The sequence below is a fragment of the Halosimplex salinum genome (assembly GCF_003730195.1).
Taxonomy (GTDB): Archaea; Halobacteriota; Halobacteria; order Halobacteriales; family Haloarculaceae; genus Halosimplex; species Halosimplex salinum.
The window spans coordinates 108,646-122,661 of the sequence record NZ_QWGG01000004.1; the positions used below are offsets into that span (position 1 = coordinate 108,646).

A 14,016-nucleotide genomic window follows, 5' to 3' on the forward strand; every position below is an offset into this window, starting at 1 on the left:
CGGAACGGACGGTGATCGACAGTGAGCGACGAACGGCCGCTCGCCGACACGCAGGGCAGATTCGTCACGGTCGTCTCGAACGGCCGGAAGGTCAACGACCTCGAGTGGCAGAGCGGCCGCATCCTCCTCTCGAACAGGCGACTCGTGCTCGCGACCAACGAGGGGAAACGGCAGATCGCCCTCTCGAAGGTCAGAACGGTGAAAAACCGGAAGAACGCCAACCAGGCGATGGCGGCGGTCTCGGGCTACTTCTCGCTGCAGGTCGACTCGGACGTGCTCCTCGTCGCCCCGACGGATATCGAGGAGTTCGAGGAGTCGCTCTACACGGCCTTGCTCGACGGGCAGGTCGTCCTCGTGAAACACCCCGCCGTCGAGGGCGGCGTCGTCCAGGACGCCAAGTGGGGGAAGGGGCGCATCAACATCGAGTCCGACCACCTCGGGCTCGCCGTCGCGAGCGGGTCGTTCGTCGAGGTCGAACTCGAAGACGTGGGTTCGGTCTCCGCGAGGGAGGCCACCGTCCGCGGCGACGAGCGCCGCGTCCTCGAGATCGAACACACCGACGACGACGGGACGAGCGTCCAGACGTACGTCTCCGGGACCGCGCGCCACATCGCGATCCTCGAGTCGCTCGTCCGGCAGGGCGAGCTCCAGAACGCCACCGACGCCGACCTCGAACAGACGGAGATGGAGGTCCTGATGGCGCTGTACTCCGGCGTCTCCCCCTTCGAGATCCCGGAGTTCGTCGGGATGGAGGTCGAGGAGGTCGAGGCCGTCTTCGACAGACTCGTCGAGGAAGAGATCCTCCGGGAGAAGCGCGTCCGCCGCGACGTGCGCCTGAAAGCCCGCGGTCGCAACATCGCGAGCGACGTGATCAGCGACCAGTAAGGCGATTGTGCTCGGCCGATCGGCTACAGTGGCGTCCCGCCGCGTTCGCCGTCGCTGCCGGTCGCGGCCGCACTCAGGAGGTCCGTCACCGGTTCCTCGTAGTCGTAGCCCGGGACGACACCCTCGACGTAGGTCCCCTCGACGTACTCGACGAACGTCTTCGCGATGTCGGCCGCCCGGCCGGCGTCGCCGTAGGAGAACTCGTAGGTCACGATCACTGTTCCGTCCACCAGTCGCACGTCGAAGTCGTCGAGGTCCACCGAGGCCCGCGTCGCCATCGGCGCGTCCGCCAGTCGGCGTTCGAACGTGTCGAGCCACCCCTGCTGGACCGCGTCGCCGACCTGTCCGTCCTCGGTCGCGCTCTGCAGGCTGAGCACCTCGACGCGAACCGTGTAGTCCGTCGCGTAGTCCTCGCGGCCGAACGCGGTGACGTACGTCTCGAAGACGGTCGTCGTCAGTCCGAAGCCGTCGCCGTCGGCTTCGAACGCCTCGTGGGCCGCGAACGCCTCGCGCGCCTCCGTCGGCAGCTCGTCGGTCATTACCACGTCGTAGGGCGCTGACCGGCAAAAGCCCACTGTGTCGCGACTCGACGGGCGTGTCACCGAGAGAGTGCGAGGGAGGGGATTTGAACTCGATGCCAGACCTCGCTTCGCTCGGTCTGCCGTGGTTCGAATCCCACCGAGAATTCACACGGCCCTCACGTCCGTTCGGGCCGATTTCATGCGAGGGAGGGGATTTGAACCCCTGGACCCCTTCGGGAGCGGGTCTTAAGCCCGCCGCCTTTGGCCTAGCTCAGCCACCCTCGCGCGTACGTCCGTCTTCCCTCCGCGGGAAAAGCGGTTACGGTCTCGGGACCGGTGACTGACCGAGCGAGTAGGCGAGAAACGAAAGGAGAGCGTCGCTAGACGCGGACGCCGACGGTTAGATCTCCAGGTGGAGGTCGGTGAACGGGATCCGGATCATCGCGAGTCGGCGGACCGGGCGACGATGCAGGCGAGCGCGCAGGACGACTGCGGTGAGCGCCCACGAGCCGACACCGAGCGCGACCAGCAACGCCGAGAGGCCGGGGTACATCAACACCAGGGCACCGACGACGACCGCCAGCGAGAGGGCGAGCGACGCGAGCAGAGTCCGCGCCAGACTGTACTCCGAGGGGAGGGCCGCACGTGCGACCGCGGGTCGATTCCGTCTCATCACACTCGATCGAACGATCCCCGACACCTTAATGGTAATCTGAAATACATTTCTGTAGGCGCGTTTACTGAACTCCGTTTCACGAGACGGGTTCACACGGGGCTAGGGATGAACGGGAGCGCGAGCACGAGCACGAGCACGAGAAGCGCGTCGACGGTCGAGCGGCCCGGCCGGGCTACTCGGTCACGTCGTAGGCGTAGATGGCTTCGGGGTCGGGGAAGAAGGCCTCGGGGTCGTCGTGGTGGACGGTCCCGAGGTTCGTGTGGTCGAGCGTTCGGACGTGGGTGTACATCTCGTCGCGCTCCATGGCGGTGCGGACGAGGCCCGCGGCGAAGCGCAGGTCGTACGACGCCGCGATGAAGACGACCACTTCGGCGTCGTGGTCGATCAGTTCGGTCACGAGGAAGGCGAACCCGCCGCTCTCAAGCTGGTAGACGGCCGTCTCGTCGAACGAGGACTCGTCGTACAGCGCCTCGAAGTCGTCGGCGTAGTTGTTGGGGACGATGTGGGCGAGCCCCCACCGGTCGTCGTCGCCCATGTCGGGGGAGAGCGTCGTCGTGTCGCCGGCGGGGATGGCGAGGGTCTCGTACCCCTGTTCCTCGCGGTCCTCGGCCATCGCCTGCATGTCGCTCAGCGCCCGCTGCCAGTCACTTTTCAGTTCCTCGCTGTGGTCCGCGACAACCTCTTTCCGGTCGGGGGTGTCGGGACCGTCACTACCGTGGGACATGTCCCGACCAACGCGGGTCGGACAGTAAAGGGTGGTGCAGACGGGTCGGCGAACGGTCCGCGCTCGCCCGGTCGGTTCCGTCCCACTACACCCTGATCCCAAGGCCGACCTCCATGACCAGGGAGACGGCGAGCACGAACAGTCCGGTGACGAACACCTTCGCGTTCCGACCGACTCGCTGGTCGAAGGGGAGTCGCCGGCCACGGAGCGGTGGGATCTCCTGTATCTTCGCCTCCAGGCGGTTCTGGTGGGCCGACTCCATCGTGACCCGCTTTTTCTCCTTGTAGGAGGGGGTGGGCTGGATGCCGATGCTCCCCAGGCCGAAGAGGGCGACGCCGACGAGGAAGACGGCGTACTTCGCGGCGACGAGCGTGCCGCCGATCAGGTAGCCGACGCCGACGGCTCCCGCGGAGACGAGTCCGCCCACGACGACGACCCAGAGGAGGAACTCCGCGGCCCGGAGCCAGTTACTCGCCATCCGACTGCCGTCCGAGCACCGAGTCGACGCTCTCGTACTCGTCGGTGTGCCGGTGACAGTAACTCAGCCGGTTCGTCGGGCTGACCGTGTAGAGGTCCGGTCGCGTCGTGTCACACACGCTGTCGAACTCCTCGCCCATGTACTCACGAGCGCGGTTCGGGTACCCGTCCTTGACGTGGTCGGCGGCCTGCTCGACGTGGGCCATGACCTCCTCGGAGACGCCGGTTCCGTCGAAGAGGTCGGCGACAGTCTCGTCGATGTCGTCGTACTTCGAGAAGCGTCCGACCCGACGGCGGATCCGGTTCCTGATCGAGAGGTCGATCCGGCTCCGCTCGCGGATCACCTCGCGGAACCGCTCGATCGCGTTCCACGTCTCGGCGTCCAGTTGCTCGTGCGTCTCCGGGCGGATCTTCGCCGGACAGCGGGTCGTGAACTGGCACCCCTCCGGCGGGTCTCGCGGGCTCGGCGGCGTCCCCGGGAGCGTGATCCGCTCCTTCTCGACGGTCGGGTCCGGTTCGGGGATCGCCGACAGTAGCGAGTGGGTGTACGGGTTGGCCGGGTCGGTGTACAGCTCCTCGGTGAGTCCGATCTCCATGATCTTCCCGAGGTACATCACGGCGACGCGGTCACAGATGTGACGGACCGCCGCGAGGTCGTGCGCGATGAACAGGTAGGTGAGGTCGTACTCCTCCTGGAGGTCCTCCAGCAGGTTGAGGATCTTCGCCTGCACCGACGTGTCGAGCGCGCTCACCGGCTCGTCGAGGACGACGAACTCCGGTTCGAGTGCCAGCGCGCGGGCGATACCGATGCGCTGGCGCTGTCCCCCGGAGAACTGGTGGGGGTACCGGTAGTAGTGTTCGGGCTGGAGTCCGACCGAGGCGAGCAGGTCCTTGACCTTGTCGCGGCGGTCGCGCGGGCTCCCCACCTCGTGGACGTCGAGCGGTTCGCGGACGATTTCGCCGATCGTCATCCGGTCGTTGAGGCTCGACTCGGGGTCCTGGAAGACGATCTGGGCGTTGCGTCGCCACTGCTTGAGCTGTTTGCCCGTCAGCTCGGTGATGTCCGTGCCGTCGAACTCGACGCTGCCCTCCGTCGCCGTCTCCAGTTGCACCAGCGTCCGACCGAGCGTCGTCTTCCCACAGCCCGACTCGCCGACGAGCCCGAGCGTCTCCCCGCGCTGGATGGTGAAGTCGACGCCGTCGACGGCTTTCACCGGCGGGTCCGCCAGCACGCCCTGGCCGCCGTAGTACTTCTTCAGCCCCTTCACCTCGACGAGCGTCTCGCCGACCACGGCGGGGTCAGCGCGGCCGCGCTGCTGTGTCATCTCGCTCATCGGCCGTCACCTCCGTCGACCGAATCGCGGCCACGGTCCCCGGTCGAGCGACCGCCGTCGGCCGCGACGTCGCCGTCGCCGGCGGCGCCTGACTCGTCGGTCCCCGAACTGTCGCCGCCCAGCCGTTCGTGGTAGGCGACCGCCTCGCCCGTCGACATGTCTTCGGGGTAGAGGAGGCACGCGGCGGTGTGCTCGGTCTCGCCCTCGGTGACGCCGACGAGTTCCGGGTGGACCGCCTCGCAGTCGTCGAACGCCTGCGGACAGCGTGGGGCGAACCGACAGTACGTCGCCGGTTCGTTCGGCGTCGGCACGTCGCCCTCGATGGTCCGCAGTCGCTCCTGACCGGCCTGCTGACCCGGGATCGCCTCGAGCAGTCCCCGCGTGTACGGGTGACTCGGTGCGGCGAACAGCTCCTCCGTCGGCGCCTTCTCGACGATCTCGCCGGCGTACATCACGTTCACGCGATCCGTGACGTCGGCGATGACGCCCATGTCGTGCGTGATGAAGAGGATCGACAGACCCCGGTCCTCCTGAAGCTCTCTGAGGAGGTCGAGGATCTGCGCCTGGATGGTCACGTCCAGCGCGGTCGTCGGTTCGTCGCAGATCAGCACCTCCGGGTCGCAGGCGAGCATCATCGCGATGACCGCTCGCTGGCGCATCCCACCGGAGAACTCGTGGGGGTACTCCCCGAGTCGGCGGGAGGCGTCGGGGATCTGGACGGCCTCCAGCAGGTCGATCGCCTCCTCGCGAGCGGCCTCCCCGGTGATCCCGCGATTCACCTTCAGCGCCTCCCGGATCTGGTTGCCGACGGTGAACACGGGGTTCAGCGACGACAGCGGGTCCTGGAACACCATCCCGATCCCGCTCCCCCGGAGGTTCTGGTACTGCTTGGTGTCGTAGCCGGTGATCTCCTCGCCCTGAAATTTGATCGACGAGCCCGGCAGGATCTCGCCGGGTTCGTCGACGAGTCCCATGATCGAGCGGGCGGTGACGCTCTTGCCCGACCCGGACTCGCCGACGAGGCCGACGGTCTCGCCCTCGTAGATGTCGAGGTCGATCCCGTCCACGGCGCGGATCGTCTCCCGGTCGGTGTGGAACACCGTCTGGAGGTTGCGCACCGAGAGGATCGGCTCCTCCTCGGTCCGTCGGTCCTCGGGGACGTGCCGGTCGTCGCCGGCAGGAGGTGTGCTCATCCTGCGGTCCCCCCTGCAGCGGCTTCCTCTTCGGCGCCGCCTTCGCTCTCGGGGTCGATCGCGTCGCGGATGCCGTCACCGAAGGCGTTGAGCCCGGTCACGAGGACGACGATGAGGACCCCCGGGATGAGCGCGATGTGCCACGACTGAGTCGAGACGTACTCCCGACCCATCGAGATGGCTCGGCCCCAGGCGGGCGTCGGCGGGTTGATGCCGAGCCCGCTCCCGATGAACGAGAGCGCCGAGAGTGCGATGATGATACCACCGACCGCCATCGACCCGTAGATCAGCAGGTACGGGAGCACGTAGGGTAACATGTGTTTTCGCATCGTGACGCTCGGTCGCTGTCCGAAGCTCCGCGCGGCGTCGATCCACTCCTCCTCGGAGACCTGCAACGCGGGACCGCGGACCGCGCGCCACAGTCCCGGCCAGCCCGTGAAGCCGAACACCAGCGCGAGGAGGAACCCGCCGTTGAACACGTCCGAGAGCCAGTGGCCCTGGAACGCCATCGCGACCATCAACAGCAGGAGTAGCTGTGGGATCGACGTTATCCCGTCCGCAGAGAGGATCGCGGCCAGATCCACGATCCCCTTGTAGTACGCCGAGGCGAGCGACATGACGATCGCTATCAGCCCCGCGATCGCCATCGAGAGCGCCGAGACCGTGAGCGATATCCGCGCGCCCATGACCGCGAACGTGAACAGGTCCCGCCCGTTGGTCAGCGTACCGAACGGGTGGAACCGGCCGAAGTCGTCGTAGGTCATCGGTCCGACGTTCTGTTCGCCGTTGCCCTTCGACTTGGAGTTGAAGTTGGCGTCGCCGACCAGTGCCGTTCGGACCTCACCGTCCTCGGCGTCGAAGTACTGCAGTTCGTGGCTGTACGGCGACTGGATGTTCTGTTCGACGGTCGTCGGCCCGAGCGCCGGGGCGAACAGGGCCATCGTCGTGAATATCAACACGACGATGATCCCGAACTGCGCCCAGCGGTGGCCGTCGAGTCGGTCGATCACGTCGTCGCGGGGCGTCCAGTCGGACTGCCGGTAGTTGGCACGGAAGATCTTCCAGCCGCGGAACGCCCAGAACGAGACGAACGCCGCGTACGCGTAGACGAGCGCCGCGCGGATCGCCCACGCGACCGCGGGTTCGAGCCCGAGGAAGGTGTTCTCCCACGGGCCGTTCGGTCCGGTCTTGTAGCCCTGATTCGGGATCGTCTCCCGGGAGAGCAGCGTCGGGAGGCTGTTCGCGGTGCTCCGGAACCCGTCGAGGGTCCCGCTGGCCGCCTGCTGGATGCCGACGATACTCTCGGACGCGCTCGGCGAGACGAGTCCGACTGTCACCTCGATGAGCGCGGTGACGGCGATGACCGCCGAGTCGACCACCAGCAGGAGTCCCGCGATGAACGCCCCGAACTCGAGTCCGATCAGCGCGACCGCGACGAGAGACCACGCGATGGCGGGTTCGGGATTGGCCGCGATCCGCTCGCGGAGCGTCGTCTCGTCCTGCCGTTCGCGGTCTCGGGCCGTGTCAGTGAGCGTTGCACACATGATTCACTCGTTCCCTCCTTCCAGCCCGATGCGCGGGTCGATTATCGTGTAGGCGATGTCCTGCGCGATGTTGAAGAAGACGATTATCAGGATGAAGACGTACGTCAGCGCGCCGATGATCGGCACGTCCGAGGCGAAGATCGCCGAGAGGAAGAGGTTCCCCAGCCCCCGGATACCGAAGATCAACTCGACGAGTACCGACCCGCCGATGAGCAGGTAGAACTCGCCCATGATCACCGGCAAGAGCGGGATCATGGCGTTCCTGGCGACGTGTTTCCCGATGATCGACCGCGTCGAGAGCCCCTTCGCCTTCGCCGTGTCGATGTACGGCGCGTTGATGCTCTCGAGGACCGCCGTCCGACCGATCCGGACCTCGTTCCCCATCGACGACGAACCCAGCACGAGGGCGGCCGGGAGGATCCACTTGAACCCGGCGGCCCAGTTGTAGAGGTTCGGCACCGGTATCCGGAGCCACTCCAGGCTCGATATCGGTGTGAAACCGCCGAACAGCGCCCCGATCGCGTCCGAGGTCCCGATCACGTCGGTCGGGATGAGGAAGCCCCGGTAGAAGGAGAGGGCGCCGCCGGCCGAGAGGAGGCCGGCGAGCATGACGGCGAGCCAGAAGTTGGGCATCGCGCGCCAGACGATCCCGCCGAAGGAGGCGGTGTAGTCGCCCCACGTGTTCGAGCGGAGGCCGGCGTACAGGCCGAGCGGGATACCGAATATCAGTGCGATGAGCACCGACCAGAAGCCCAGCCACACCGTCGCCGGCATCCGCTCCCAGACGAGCGCGCCGACGGGTTGCCCGCGGGTGACGACCCACGACTGGCCGAAGTTGAACGTGATCGTTTCGACGAGGAAGTCCTTGTACTGGATCCACAGGGGGACCGGACTGCCGTCGGGGTTCCGGAGTCCGAGCGCGATAGCCAGCTGCCGGGCCGTTTCCGGGTCGGAGTCGCGACCCAGGATCGCCGTCATCGGGTCGAACGGCGAGAGATAGATGATGACGAACGTCATCGTGAGTCCGAACAGTACTACCGGGATCCCCAGGAGGAGCCGCTTCGCGATATATAGGAGTTTGTTCATGGCGTCGTATCCGTTATACGTGTGTTCGTTCCGCTATGCGGGCCGACGAGTAATACGTCCGTCGTCTGCGGTGGCGAGTCATCGGAGGTAGCCGCTGATACGGGGGAGACCGGCGTTACTCCGGATTGACGTGTTCGTCGTACGCCTCGATACCGCCGGGGAAGATCTGGGGCGGCGTGAGGTGGTAGGCCGGTTCGAAGCGGCTCTTGAACACGTTCTCCATGAACTCCGGCCGGTTGATGGCGTACGCCATCGCCTGGCGGACCGCCTTGGGCACTTCCTCCATGTTGAAGCCGATGTAGAAGGTCCCAAGTTCCGGCGTTCGAGCGTAGTTGACCGTCTCGCCGTTCTCGAGCTCGTAGGTCCCCAGGTCCCGTCCGAGGTCGTCGGTTTCGTCGATCGAGACGCTGTCGGCCTGGTACTGTGCGGTCGGCACGCCGCCGATGTCGGCGTTCTGGTTGAGGAAGCGGTTGTAGGTCGCCTGCGTCTCCGTGAGGATCGCCGCGTCGATCCCGTCGAAGGAAGCGCCCTCGCCGTGGTAGTCGTCGAAGGCGTCCATGACGAACTCGCCGCCGTTACCGGACTCCCAGTTGACGAACTCGAAGGGGCCACACCCGACGGGGTTCTGGGAGAACTCCTCCCACTCCATCTCGCCGTCGTAGCCCTCGATGTCCCCGACGATACCTTCGGGCACCGCGGAGAACGCCGAGTAGGCCAGCACGGACAGCGAGAACGCGAACGGCTCGTTCGTGGTGATCTCGAGCGTGTAGTCGTCGGTCGCCGACACGCCGATGGAGTCAAGCACGACGTTGCCGTCGTCGTCGGTCTCGTGTTCGATGCCCATGACGCTGATCGGGAATCGGGCGTTCGTCGAGTTCGTCGACGCCATCAGCCGCTTGATCGAGTACTCGAAGTCGGCGGCGGTCAGTTCCGAGCCGTCGTGGAACGTGACGCCCTCCTTGATGGAGAACGTGTACGTTCGGAAGTCCTCGCTGAGTTCGTACTCCGTCGCCAGGAGGTTCTCGACCTCGGTGGTCCCGTTCCGGTAGTTCGTCAGGGCGTCGAACATGTCCATGATCTTCCCGCCACTGGCCGTGTTGCCCGAGGCGATCGGGTCGAGGCTGCTGAACGTCGCGGAGGTCGTCGAGAGGCGGTCCTTGCCCTCGATCCCCGAGACGGACACGTTCGCCTTCGCCCGCGAGGGACCCATCGGGCCCGGCGGGTTGTAGTCGACGTAGTCGTACCACATGCCCTCGGTGACCGACTGGTAGAGGGGTAGCAGGGCCGCTTCCTGCCACATCCCCTCTTCCATGTTCACGGCCGCTTCACCGCGGATCTGTGCGGCGTCCTCGGTGTCCTGCGGGTTGTCCTCGATCCTGTCGAACTGCTCGGTCATGAACTGCCGAACTTCCTCGTCGGCGTCGGCGTCCTCGGACCAGAAGATACGCGCGCCGTTGGCGGCGTCGTTCTCGTCGTAGACGGTGTTTTCCGGGTCGAGCAGCTGGACGAAGTTCTGCGGGCCGGGGTAGTCCGCGATCCACCCCAGCGTGTAGGCCATGTGGTTGCCGTTGCGGGTGGTCTCCAGCAGCGGCGAGAACGCCGCTTCGCTCTGGTTCATGTCGATGTACGCAGACTCCAGCCGGCTGGCGATGGTGTCCGCCATCTCCGTCCACGTCGGGCTGGTGTACTGGAGCCAGTCGAGGGTGAACCGATTGTCCTCACCGTAGCCGGCCTCCTCCATCACCTGCTGTGCCTCCTGAATTCGCGTCTCGCCGACCCCGTACGGATACCCGTTGATCGTGATCGGCCCAGTGTCGGTGTCCGTCTCGCCGTCACCGTCCGTTCCATCGCCGTCACCGTCGCCGTCGCCGTCGCCGCCGCCGTCACCGTCGCCGTCCATCCCGTCGCCATCGCCGTCGCCGTCGCCGGCACCGTCTCCCGGCGTGTCAGTGTCGTTCCCGTCGGATCCACAGCCCGCGACCATGGAAGTGAGGGTCGCAGCGCCCGTCGCTTTCAGAAACCGTCGTCGGCTAGTGTCGGAATCGTCGGATTCGCGAAGCATACTGTGGCATAGCCTGCCGTACCACTTAAATTGCGGTGGAACTTGTGATCAGTTTCTCCCGAAACCGCCATACCACGCCGGTCGAAAATTATTTTAAATTATATTTGATCCCCTGGTATTATAACAGGGAATCGTAGGTATGGAACTGTCTACCACAGACAGCTAGTGAGTCGAGGTAATAAAAGTATGTGCTCCCAGCGCCGGGGCGGCCGGAATTAGTCGTGGATTTCGACGGATTCGAGCAGCACCGTGTCGATGGGACGGTCGCTGGGGTCGGTCTCGACGTTTCCGATGGCTTCGACCACGTCCATGCCGTCGACGACTTCGCCGAAGACGGCGTGTTTGTCGTCGAGGTGGGGCTGGGCGTCCAGCGTGATGAAGAACTGCGAGCCGTTGGTGTCGGGGCCGCGGTTGGCCATCGAGAGCTTTCCGGGTTCGTCGTGGCGCAGGTCGTCGTGGAACTCGTCGTCGAACGTGTAACCCGGGCCGCCGCGGCCGGTGCCGGTCGGGTCGCCGACCTGGAGCATGAAGTCCTCGATGACGCGGTGGAACTCGACGTCTTCGTACAGCGGGTCGACGCGCTTCTCGCCGCTCTCGGGGTCCTCCCAGGCGCCCTCGCCCGGACCGACCTCGGCCTCCTCGTAGTCCGCTTCGGTCGCGTGGTCGACGAACGCCTCGACGGTGCGGGGCACGCGGTCTTCGAACAGTCGAACCTCGATGTCACCTTCGGAGGTGTGGAGTGTCGCAGTCAGGTCGTCACTCATAGTTCGAGGGAGCACCGGCGCGAAGAAAACGCTGGTGGTACCGCTGTCCGATCCGGTCACATCGACGGGCCGACTCGCGTGATCGCCGACGCCTCCAGCCCGTGCTCCTCCGCGCGCACGCGCTCGCCGCCCGCGACCGCCCGCACTCGGCCGAGGAGATCATCAACGTCGGCCGCTCTCGCGTCCACGTCGACGTCGTCGCCGACCGCAGACAGCGTCGCCGCGTCGCCCGAGACCTTGAGGACCGGCGCGACAGGGTGCCCCGTCGGCACGCCCTCGCCGGTGACGTGGACCACGAGTTGCGCCCCGGCCGCGACCAGCCCCGTCGCTGCCTCCTCGAACCGGGACGGCGCGTCGACGAGGGCCAGTCCCTCGTCGAGATCCGTGCGCTCGCCGTAGGCGAGCACGTCCCGGATCGGCTGGTCGCCCCAGGCCCGCGTCACGGCGTCGAACTCGTGGTCCGCGGCGTCGCGCCCGACCCGGGACGCCCGGGCAGGCTGACCGCGGTGGCGTTCGACCAGTGCCCGGACGGCCTCGGCGGCCTCGTCGTTCGCCGCCCGCTTCGCCGCGGCGTCGGGGTGTACCACCGCGCGCTCGCTCCCTGCCGCGACCAAACGCGCGCCCAATCCGACTAGTTCGTCGACGAGCTCGCCCACGAGCGGATCGGCCGTCTCGCGCGTCGATGCCGAGAGGTCACCGGAGACGACGCCGACCGTGAGATCCGAGAGCGCGGCCGTCCGCTCCGCACCCGACCGCTCGGACGCACGCAGATCCTCGACGGCGGCGACGCCGGCCTCGACGGTCGCGTCGGTGCCGCCGGCGTCCTGGATCGCCGTCTGGCGGACGGGAACCCCCAGGTCCGTCAGGTCCGCGGCCACGTCGTCGCTCTGGATCGACTCACAGCCGAGGCCGACGACGAGCGTCCCTGCGACGTTGGGGTTCGAGCCCACGCCCAGGAACGCGCGGAGCGTCTGGTCCTTGTCCGCGCCGATCTGCCCGCAACCGTGGTCGTGCGGGGCGCTCGCCGCTCCCGGCACCCCTTCGGCGATGCGGTCGGCGACGACGCGCGAGCAGATGACCGACGGGAGGACCAGCACCCGGTCGCGGACACCGACGCCGCGCTCGCCGCGGTCGACGGCGGAGAACCCCTGTCGGAGGCTCACGCCGACTCACCGCCCTCGCGCTCGACCGCCGCTCGGTCGCCCCGCCCCCGCAGGCTCTCGCAGTTGTGGGTGTGGACCCACTCGCCGCGCGCGATGGACTCGGAGGCCTCGCCGACCACCTCGCCGTACTTCCGCACGCGCTCGCCCGCCTCGATGTCCGTGAGCGCCACCTTGTGGCCGAACGGGATTTCCTCGCTGACGGTCAGCGGCGGGTCGGCGTCCGCCAGGCGGTCGCCCGCTTCGAGGTCCTCCAGCGCCGTCGCCACGGTGTCGTCGTCGGCCATCAGGAGCGCCCGGCCGTCGAGTACCTCGCCTTTCATGACCCGCCCTCCGCGAGTTCGAGGGGCTGGCGCTCGTTGATCGCGAACTCCGCCAGTCCACGGGTCTCTGCCGCCGTCTCCGCGCCGTCGACGACCGAGAGGAGCGTCCGGTACACCCGCTCGCCCGCCTCGGAAAGCGGTTCGCCCTCGACGACGGTGCTCGCGTCCACGTCCATATTCGAGGCGAGTCGCTCCGCGGTCCGCGGGTTGCCCGTCACCTTGATCACCGGCGCTATCGGGTTGCCCGTCGTCGACCCGCGGCCGGTCGTGAAGGCGATCACCTGCGCGCCGCCGGCGACTTTGCCGACGACGCTCTCGACGTCGTACCCGGGCGTGTCCATCACCGTCACGCCGCCGCCGACGGGGATCTCCTCGCCGTAGTCGACGACGTGGCGGATCGGCCGCGTGCCGCACTTGGCGATGGCGCCGAGGCTCTTCTCCTCGATGGTCGTCAGCCCGCCCTCCTGGTTGCCGGGCGACGGCTGGGCGCCCCGCATGTCCACGCCCATCAGGTCGGCCAGGCCCTCGCGGCGATTCACGCAGTCGAGTAGCTTCTCGCGCGTGCTCGCGTCCGCACAGCGCTCGGCGACGACGTGTTCGGCGCCGATGAACTCCGGCGTCTCGGAGATACAGGGCGTCCCGCCCGCGTCGACGAGGCGGTCCGACGCGTCGCCGACGGCGGGGTTGGCCGCAATGCCGCTCGTCGCGTCGCTCCCACCGCACTCCACGCCGAAGACGAGTTCGCTCGCGTCCGCCTCCTCGCGGGACTGGTCGCCCACCTCGTCCCAGAGGTCGGCGACGACGTCCGCGCCGGCGTCGAGCGCGCCGGCGGTCCCGCCGGCCTCGCGGACGGCCAGCGTCTCGACGGGCTTGCCCGACTCGGCGATGTCGTCGGCGACCGTCTCCGCACTCAGATCCTCTGTCCCGAGTTCGACCACGAGCGCCGCGCCGACGTTCGGGTTGCGGCCGATCCCGGAGAGGACCATCCGCGTGCGCTCGCGCCCAGCGTCGGGCTGACTCGTCCCCATCTGGTGCGGCGTCGCGCGGGCCCAGCGACCGGCGTCGCTCGCGACCCGGTCCGCTACCGGGCTCGCCGCGACCGACGTGGGCAACACCGCCACGTGGTTGCGCACGCCGATCCGGCCGTCCGGTCGGCGGTAGCCGTGAAAGGTGTCCATGGGAGCGGATCCGCCTCGCGCTGCAATAAACTGTCGCGCTCTCGCGAAACCTGTCACCTGACGACGACCCGCCGGAACGGATCGGTCGT

14 protein-coding genes and 1 tRNA gene are annotated in these 14,016 nt (G+C 67.4%); 1 reads left to right on the forward strand and 14 read right to left on the reverse strand.

Annotated features, from left to right (window positions below):
* Window positions 1-21 precede the first annotated feature (21 nt).
* Window positions 22-885, forward strand: coding sequence for a CheF family chemotaxis protein (locus D1409_RS11840; protein ID WP_123537199.1), 864 nt, complete (start codon window positions 22-24; stop codon window positions 883-885).
* A 23-nt stretch (window positions 886-908) separates the two neighbouring features.
* Here the strand turns inward: D1409_RS11840 and D1409_RS11845 are convergent, their stop codons facing one another.
* The 14 genes from D1409_RS11845 to D1409_RS11910 form a co-directional block, all read right to left on the reverse strand.
* On the reverse strand, window positions 909-1,424 hold the full coding sequence (locus D1409_RS11845; protein ID WP_123537200.1) for a DUF5813 family protein: 516 nt from the start codon (window positions 1,422-1,424) through the stop codon (window positions 909-911).
* Window positions 1,425-1,606: 182 nt separating this feature from the next.
* A tRNA-Leu gene (locus tag D1409_RS11850) sits at window positions 1,607-1,691 on the reverse strand.
* Between the two features lie 115 nt (window positions 1,692-1,806).
* Window positions 1,807-2,079, reverse strand: coding sequence for a hypothetical protein (locus D1409_RS11855; protein WP_123537201.1), 273 nt, complete (start codon window positions 2,077-2,079; stop codon window positions 1,807-1,809).
* A 175-nt stretch (window positions 2,080-2,254) separates the two neighbouring features.
* Complete coding sequence (locus D1409_RS11860) at window positions 2,255-2,806, reverse strand: DUF7529 family protein (RefSeq protein ID WP_123537202.1); 552 nt, start codon at window positions 2,804-2,806, stop codon at window positions 2,255-2,257.
* 85 nt (window positions 2,807-2,891) lie between these two features.
* Window positions 2,892-3,284 (reverse strand): DUF7555 family protein, encoded by a 393-nt coding sequence (locus D1409_RS11865; protein WP_123537203.1) that lies wholly within the window; start codon window positions 3,282-3,284, stop codon window positions 2,892-2,894.
* Entirely contained in the window at window positions 3,274-4,617 is a 1,344-nt protein-coding gene (locus tag D1409_RS11870; RefSeq protein ID WP_206425043.1) for an ABC transporter ATP-binding protein, read from the reverse strand. Before D1409_RS11870 ends, D1409_RS11865 begins: the two co-directional genes overlap by 11 nt.
* Entirely contained in the window at window positions 4,614-5,810 is a 1,197-nt protein-coding gene (locus tag D1409_RS11875) for an ABC transporter ATP-binding protein (RefSeq protein WP_123537204.1), read from the reverse strand. The genes D1409_RS11870 and D1409_RS11875 overlap by 4 nt, the downstream gene beginning before the upstream one ends.
* Window positions 5,807-7,354 carry an ABC transporter permease gene (locus tag D1409_RS11880; protein WP_123537205.1) on the reverse strand — a complete coding sequence of 516 codons (1,548 nt, stop codon included), beginning with the start codon at window positions 7,352-7,354 and terminating at the stop codon, window positions 5,807-5,809. Before D1409_RS11880 ends, D1409_RS11875 begins: the two co-directional genes overlap by 4 nt.
* Window positions 7,355-7,357: 3 nt before the next feature.
* Window positions 7,358-8,440, reverse strand: a complete 1,083-nt coding sequence (locus D1409_RS11885) for an ABC transporter permease (protein WP_123537206.1) — start codon at window positions 8,438-8,440, stop codon at window positions 7,358-7,360.
* Window positions 8,441-8,555: 115 nt separating this feature from the next.
* Window positions 8,556-10,502 carry an ABC transporter substrate-binding protein gene (locus D1409_RS11890; RefSeq protein ID WP_123537207.1) on the reverse strand — a complete coding sequence of 649 codons (1,947 nt, stop codon included), beginning with the start codon at window positions 10,500-10,502 and terminating at the stop codon, window positions 8,556-8,558.
* Between the two features lie 215 nt (window positions 10,503-10,717).
* Window positions 10,718-11,266 (reverse strand): peptidylprolyl isomerase, encoded by a 549-nt coding sequence (locus D1409_RS11895; RefSeq protein WP_123537208.1) that lies wholly within the window; start codon window positions 11,264-11,266, stop codon window positions 10,718-10,720.
* A gap of 56 nt (window positions 11,267-11,322) precedes the next feature.
* Window positions 11,323-12,429, reverse strand: a complete 1,107-nt coding sequence (locus tag D1409_RS11900; RefSeq protein ID WP_123537209.1) for a UxaA family hydrolase — start codon at window positions 12,427-12,429, stop codon at window positions 11,323-11,325.
* Window positions 12,426-12,749 (reverse strand): UxaA family hydrolase, encoded by a 324-nt coding sequence (locus D1409_RS11905; protein WP_123537210.1) that lies wholly within the window; start codon window positions 12,747-12,749, stop codon window positions 12,426-12,428. Before D1409_RS11905 ends, D1409_RS11900 begins: the two co-directional genes overlap by 4 nt.
* Window positions 12,746-13,927: a UxaA family hydrolase gene (locus D1409_RS11910; RefSeq protein ID WP_123537211.1), complete on the reverse strand. Its 1,182-nt coding sequence runs from the start codon at window positions 13,925-13,927 to the stop codon at window positions 12,746-12,748. The genes D1409_RS11905 and D1409_RS11910 overlap by 4 nt, the downstream gene beginning before the upstream one ends.
* Window positions 13,928-14,016 lie beyond the last annotated feature (89 nt).

Coding starts and splice junctions, on each gene's coding strand:
- D1409_RS11845 (WP_123537200.1), bottom strand. CDS start 1,424: ATGACCGACGAGCTGCCGACGGAGGCGCGCGAGGCGTTCGCGGCCCAC.
- D1409_RS11855 (WP_123537201.1), bottom strand. CDS start 2,079: ATGAGACGGAATCGACCCGCGGTCGCACGTGCGGCCCTCCCCTCGGAG.
- D1409_RS11860 (WP_123537202.1), bottom strand. CDS start 2,806: ATGTCCCACGGTAGTGACGGTCCCGACACCCCCGACCGGAAAGAGGTT.
- D1409_RS11865 (WP_123537203.1), bottom strand. CDS start 3,284: ATGGCGAGTAACTGGCTCCGGGCCGCGGAGTTCCTCCTCTGGGTCGTC.
- D1409_RS11870 (WP_206425043.1), bottom strand. CDS start 4,617: ATGAGCGAGATGACACAGCAGCGCGGCCGCGCTGACCCCGCCGTGGTC.
- D1409_RS11875 (WP_123537204.1), bottom strand. CDS start 5,810: ATGAGCACACCTCCTGCCGGCGACGACCGGCACGTCCCCGAGGACCGA.
- D1409_RS11880 (WP_123537205.1), bottom strand. CDS start 7,354: ATGTGTGCAACGCTCACTGACACGGCCCGAGACCGCGAACGGCAGGAC.
- D1409_RS11885 (WP_123537206.1), bottom strand. CDS start 8,440: ATGAACAAACTCCTATATATCGCGAAGCGGCTCCTCCTGGGGATCCCG.
- D1409_RS11890 (WP_123537207.1), bottom strand. CDS start 10,502: ATGCTTCGCGAATCCGACGATTCCGACACTAGCCGACGACGGTTTCTG.
- D1409_RS11895 (WP_123537208.1), bottom strand. CDS start 11,266: ATGAGTGACGACCTGACTGCGACACTCCACACCTCCGAAGGTGACATC.
- D1409_RS11905 (WP_123537210.1), bottom strand. CDS start 12,749: ATGAAAGGCGAGGTACTCGACGGCCGGGCGCTCCTGATGGCCGACGAC.
- D1409_RS11910 (WP_123537211.1), bottom strand. CDS start 13,927: ATGGACACCTTTCACGGCTACCGCCGACCGGACGGCCGGATCGGCGTG.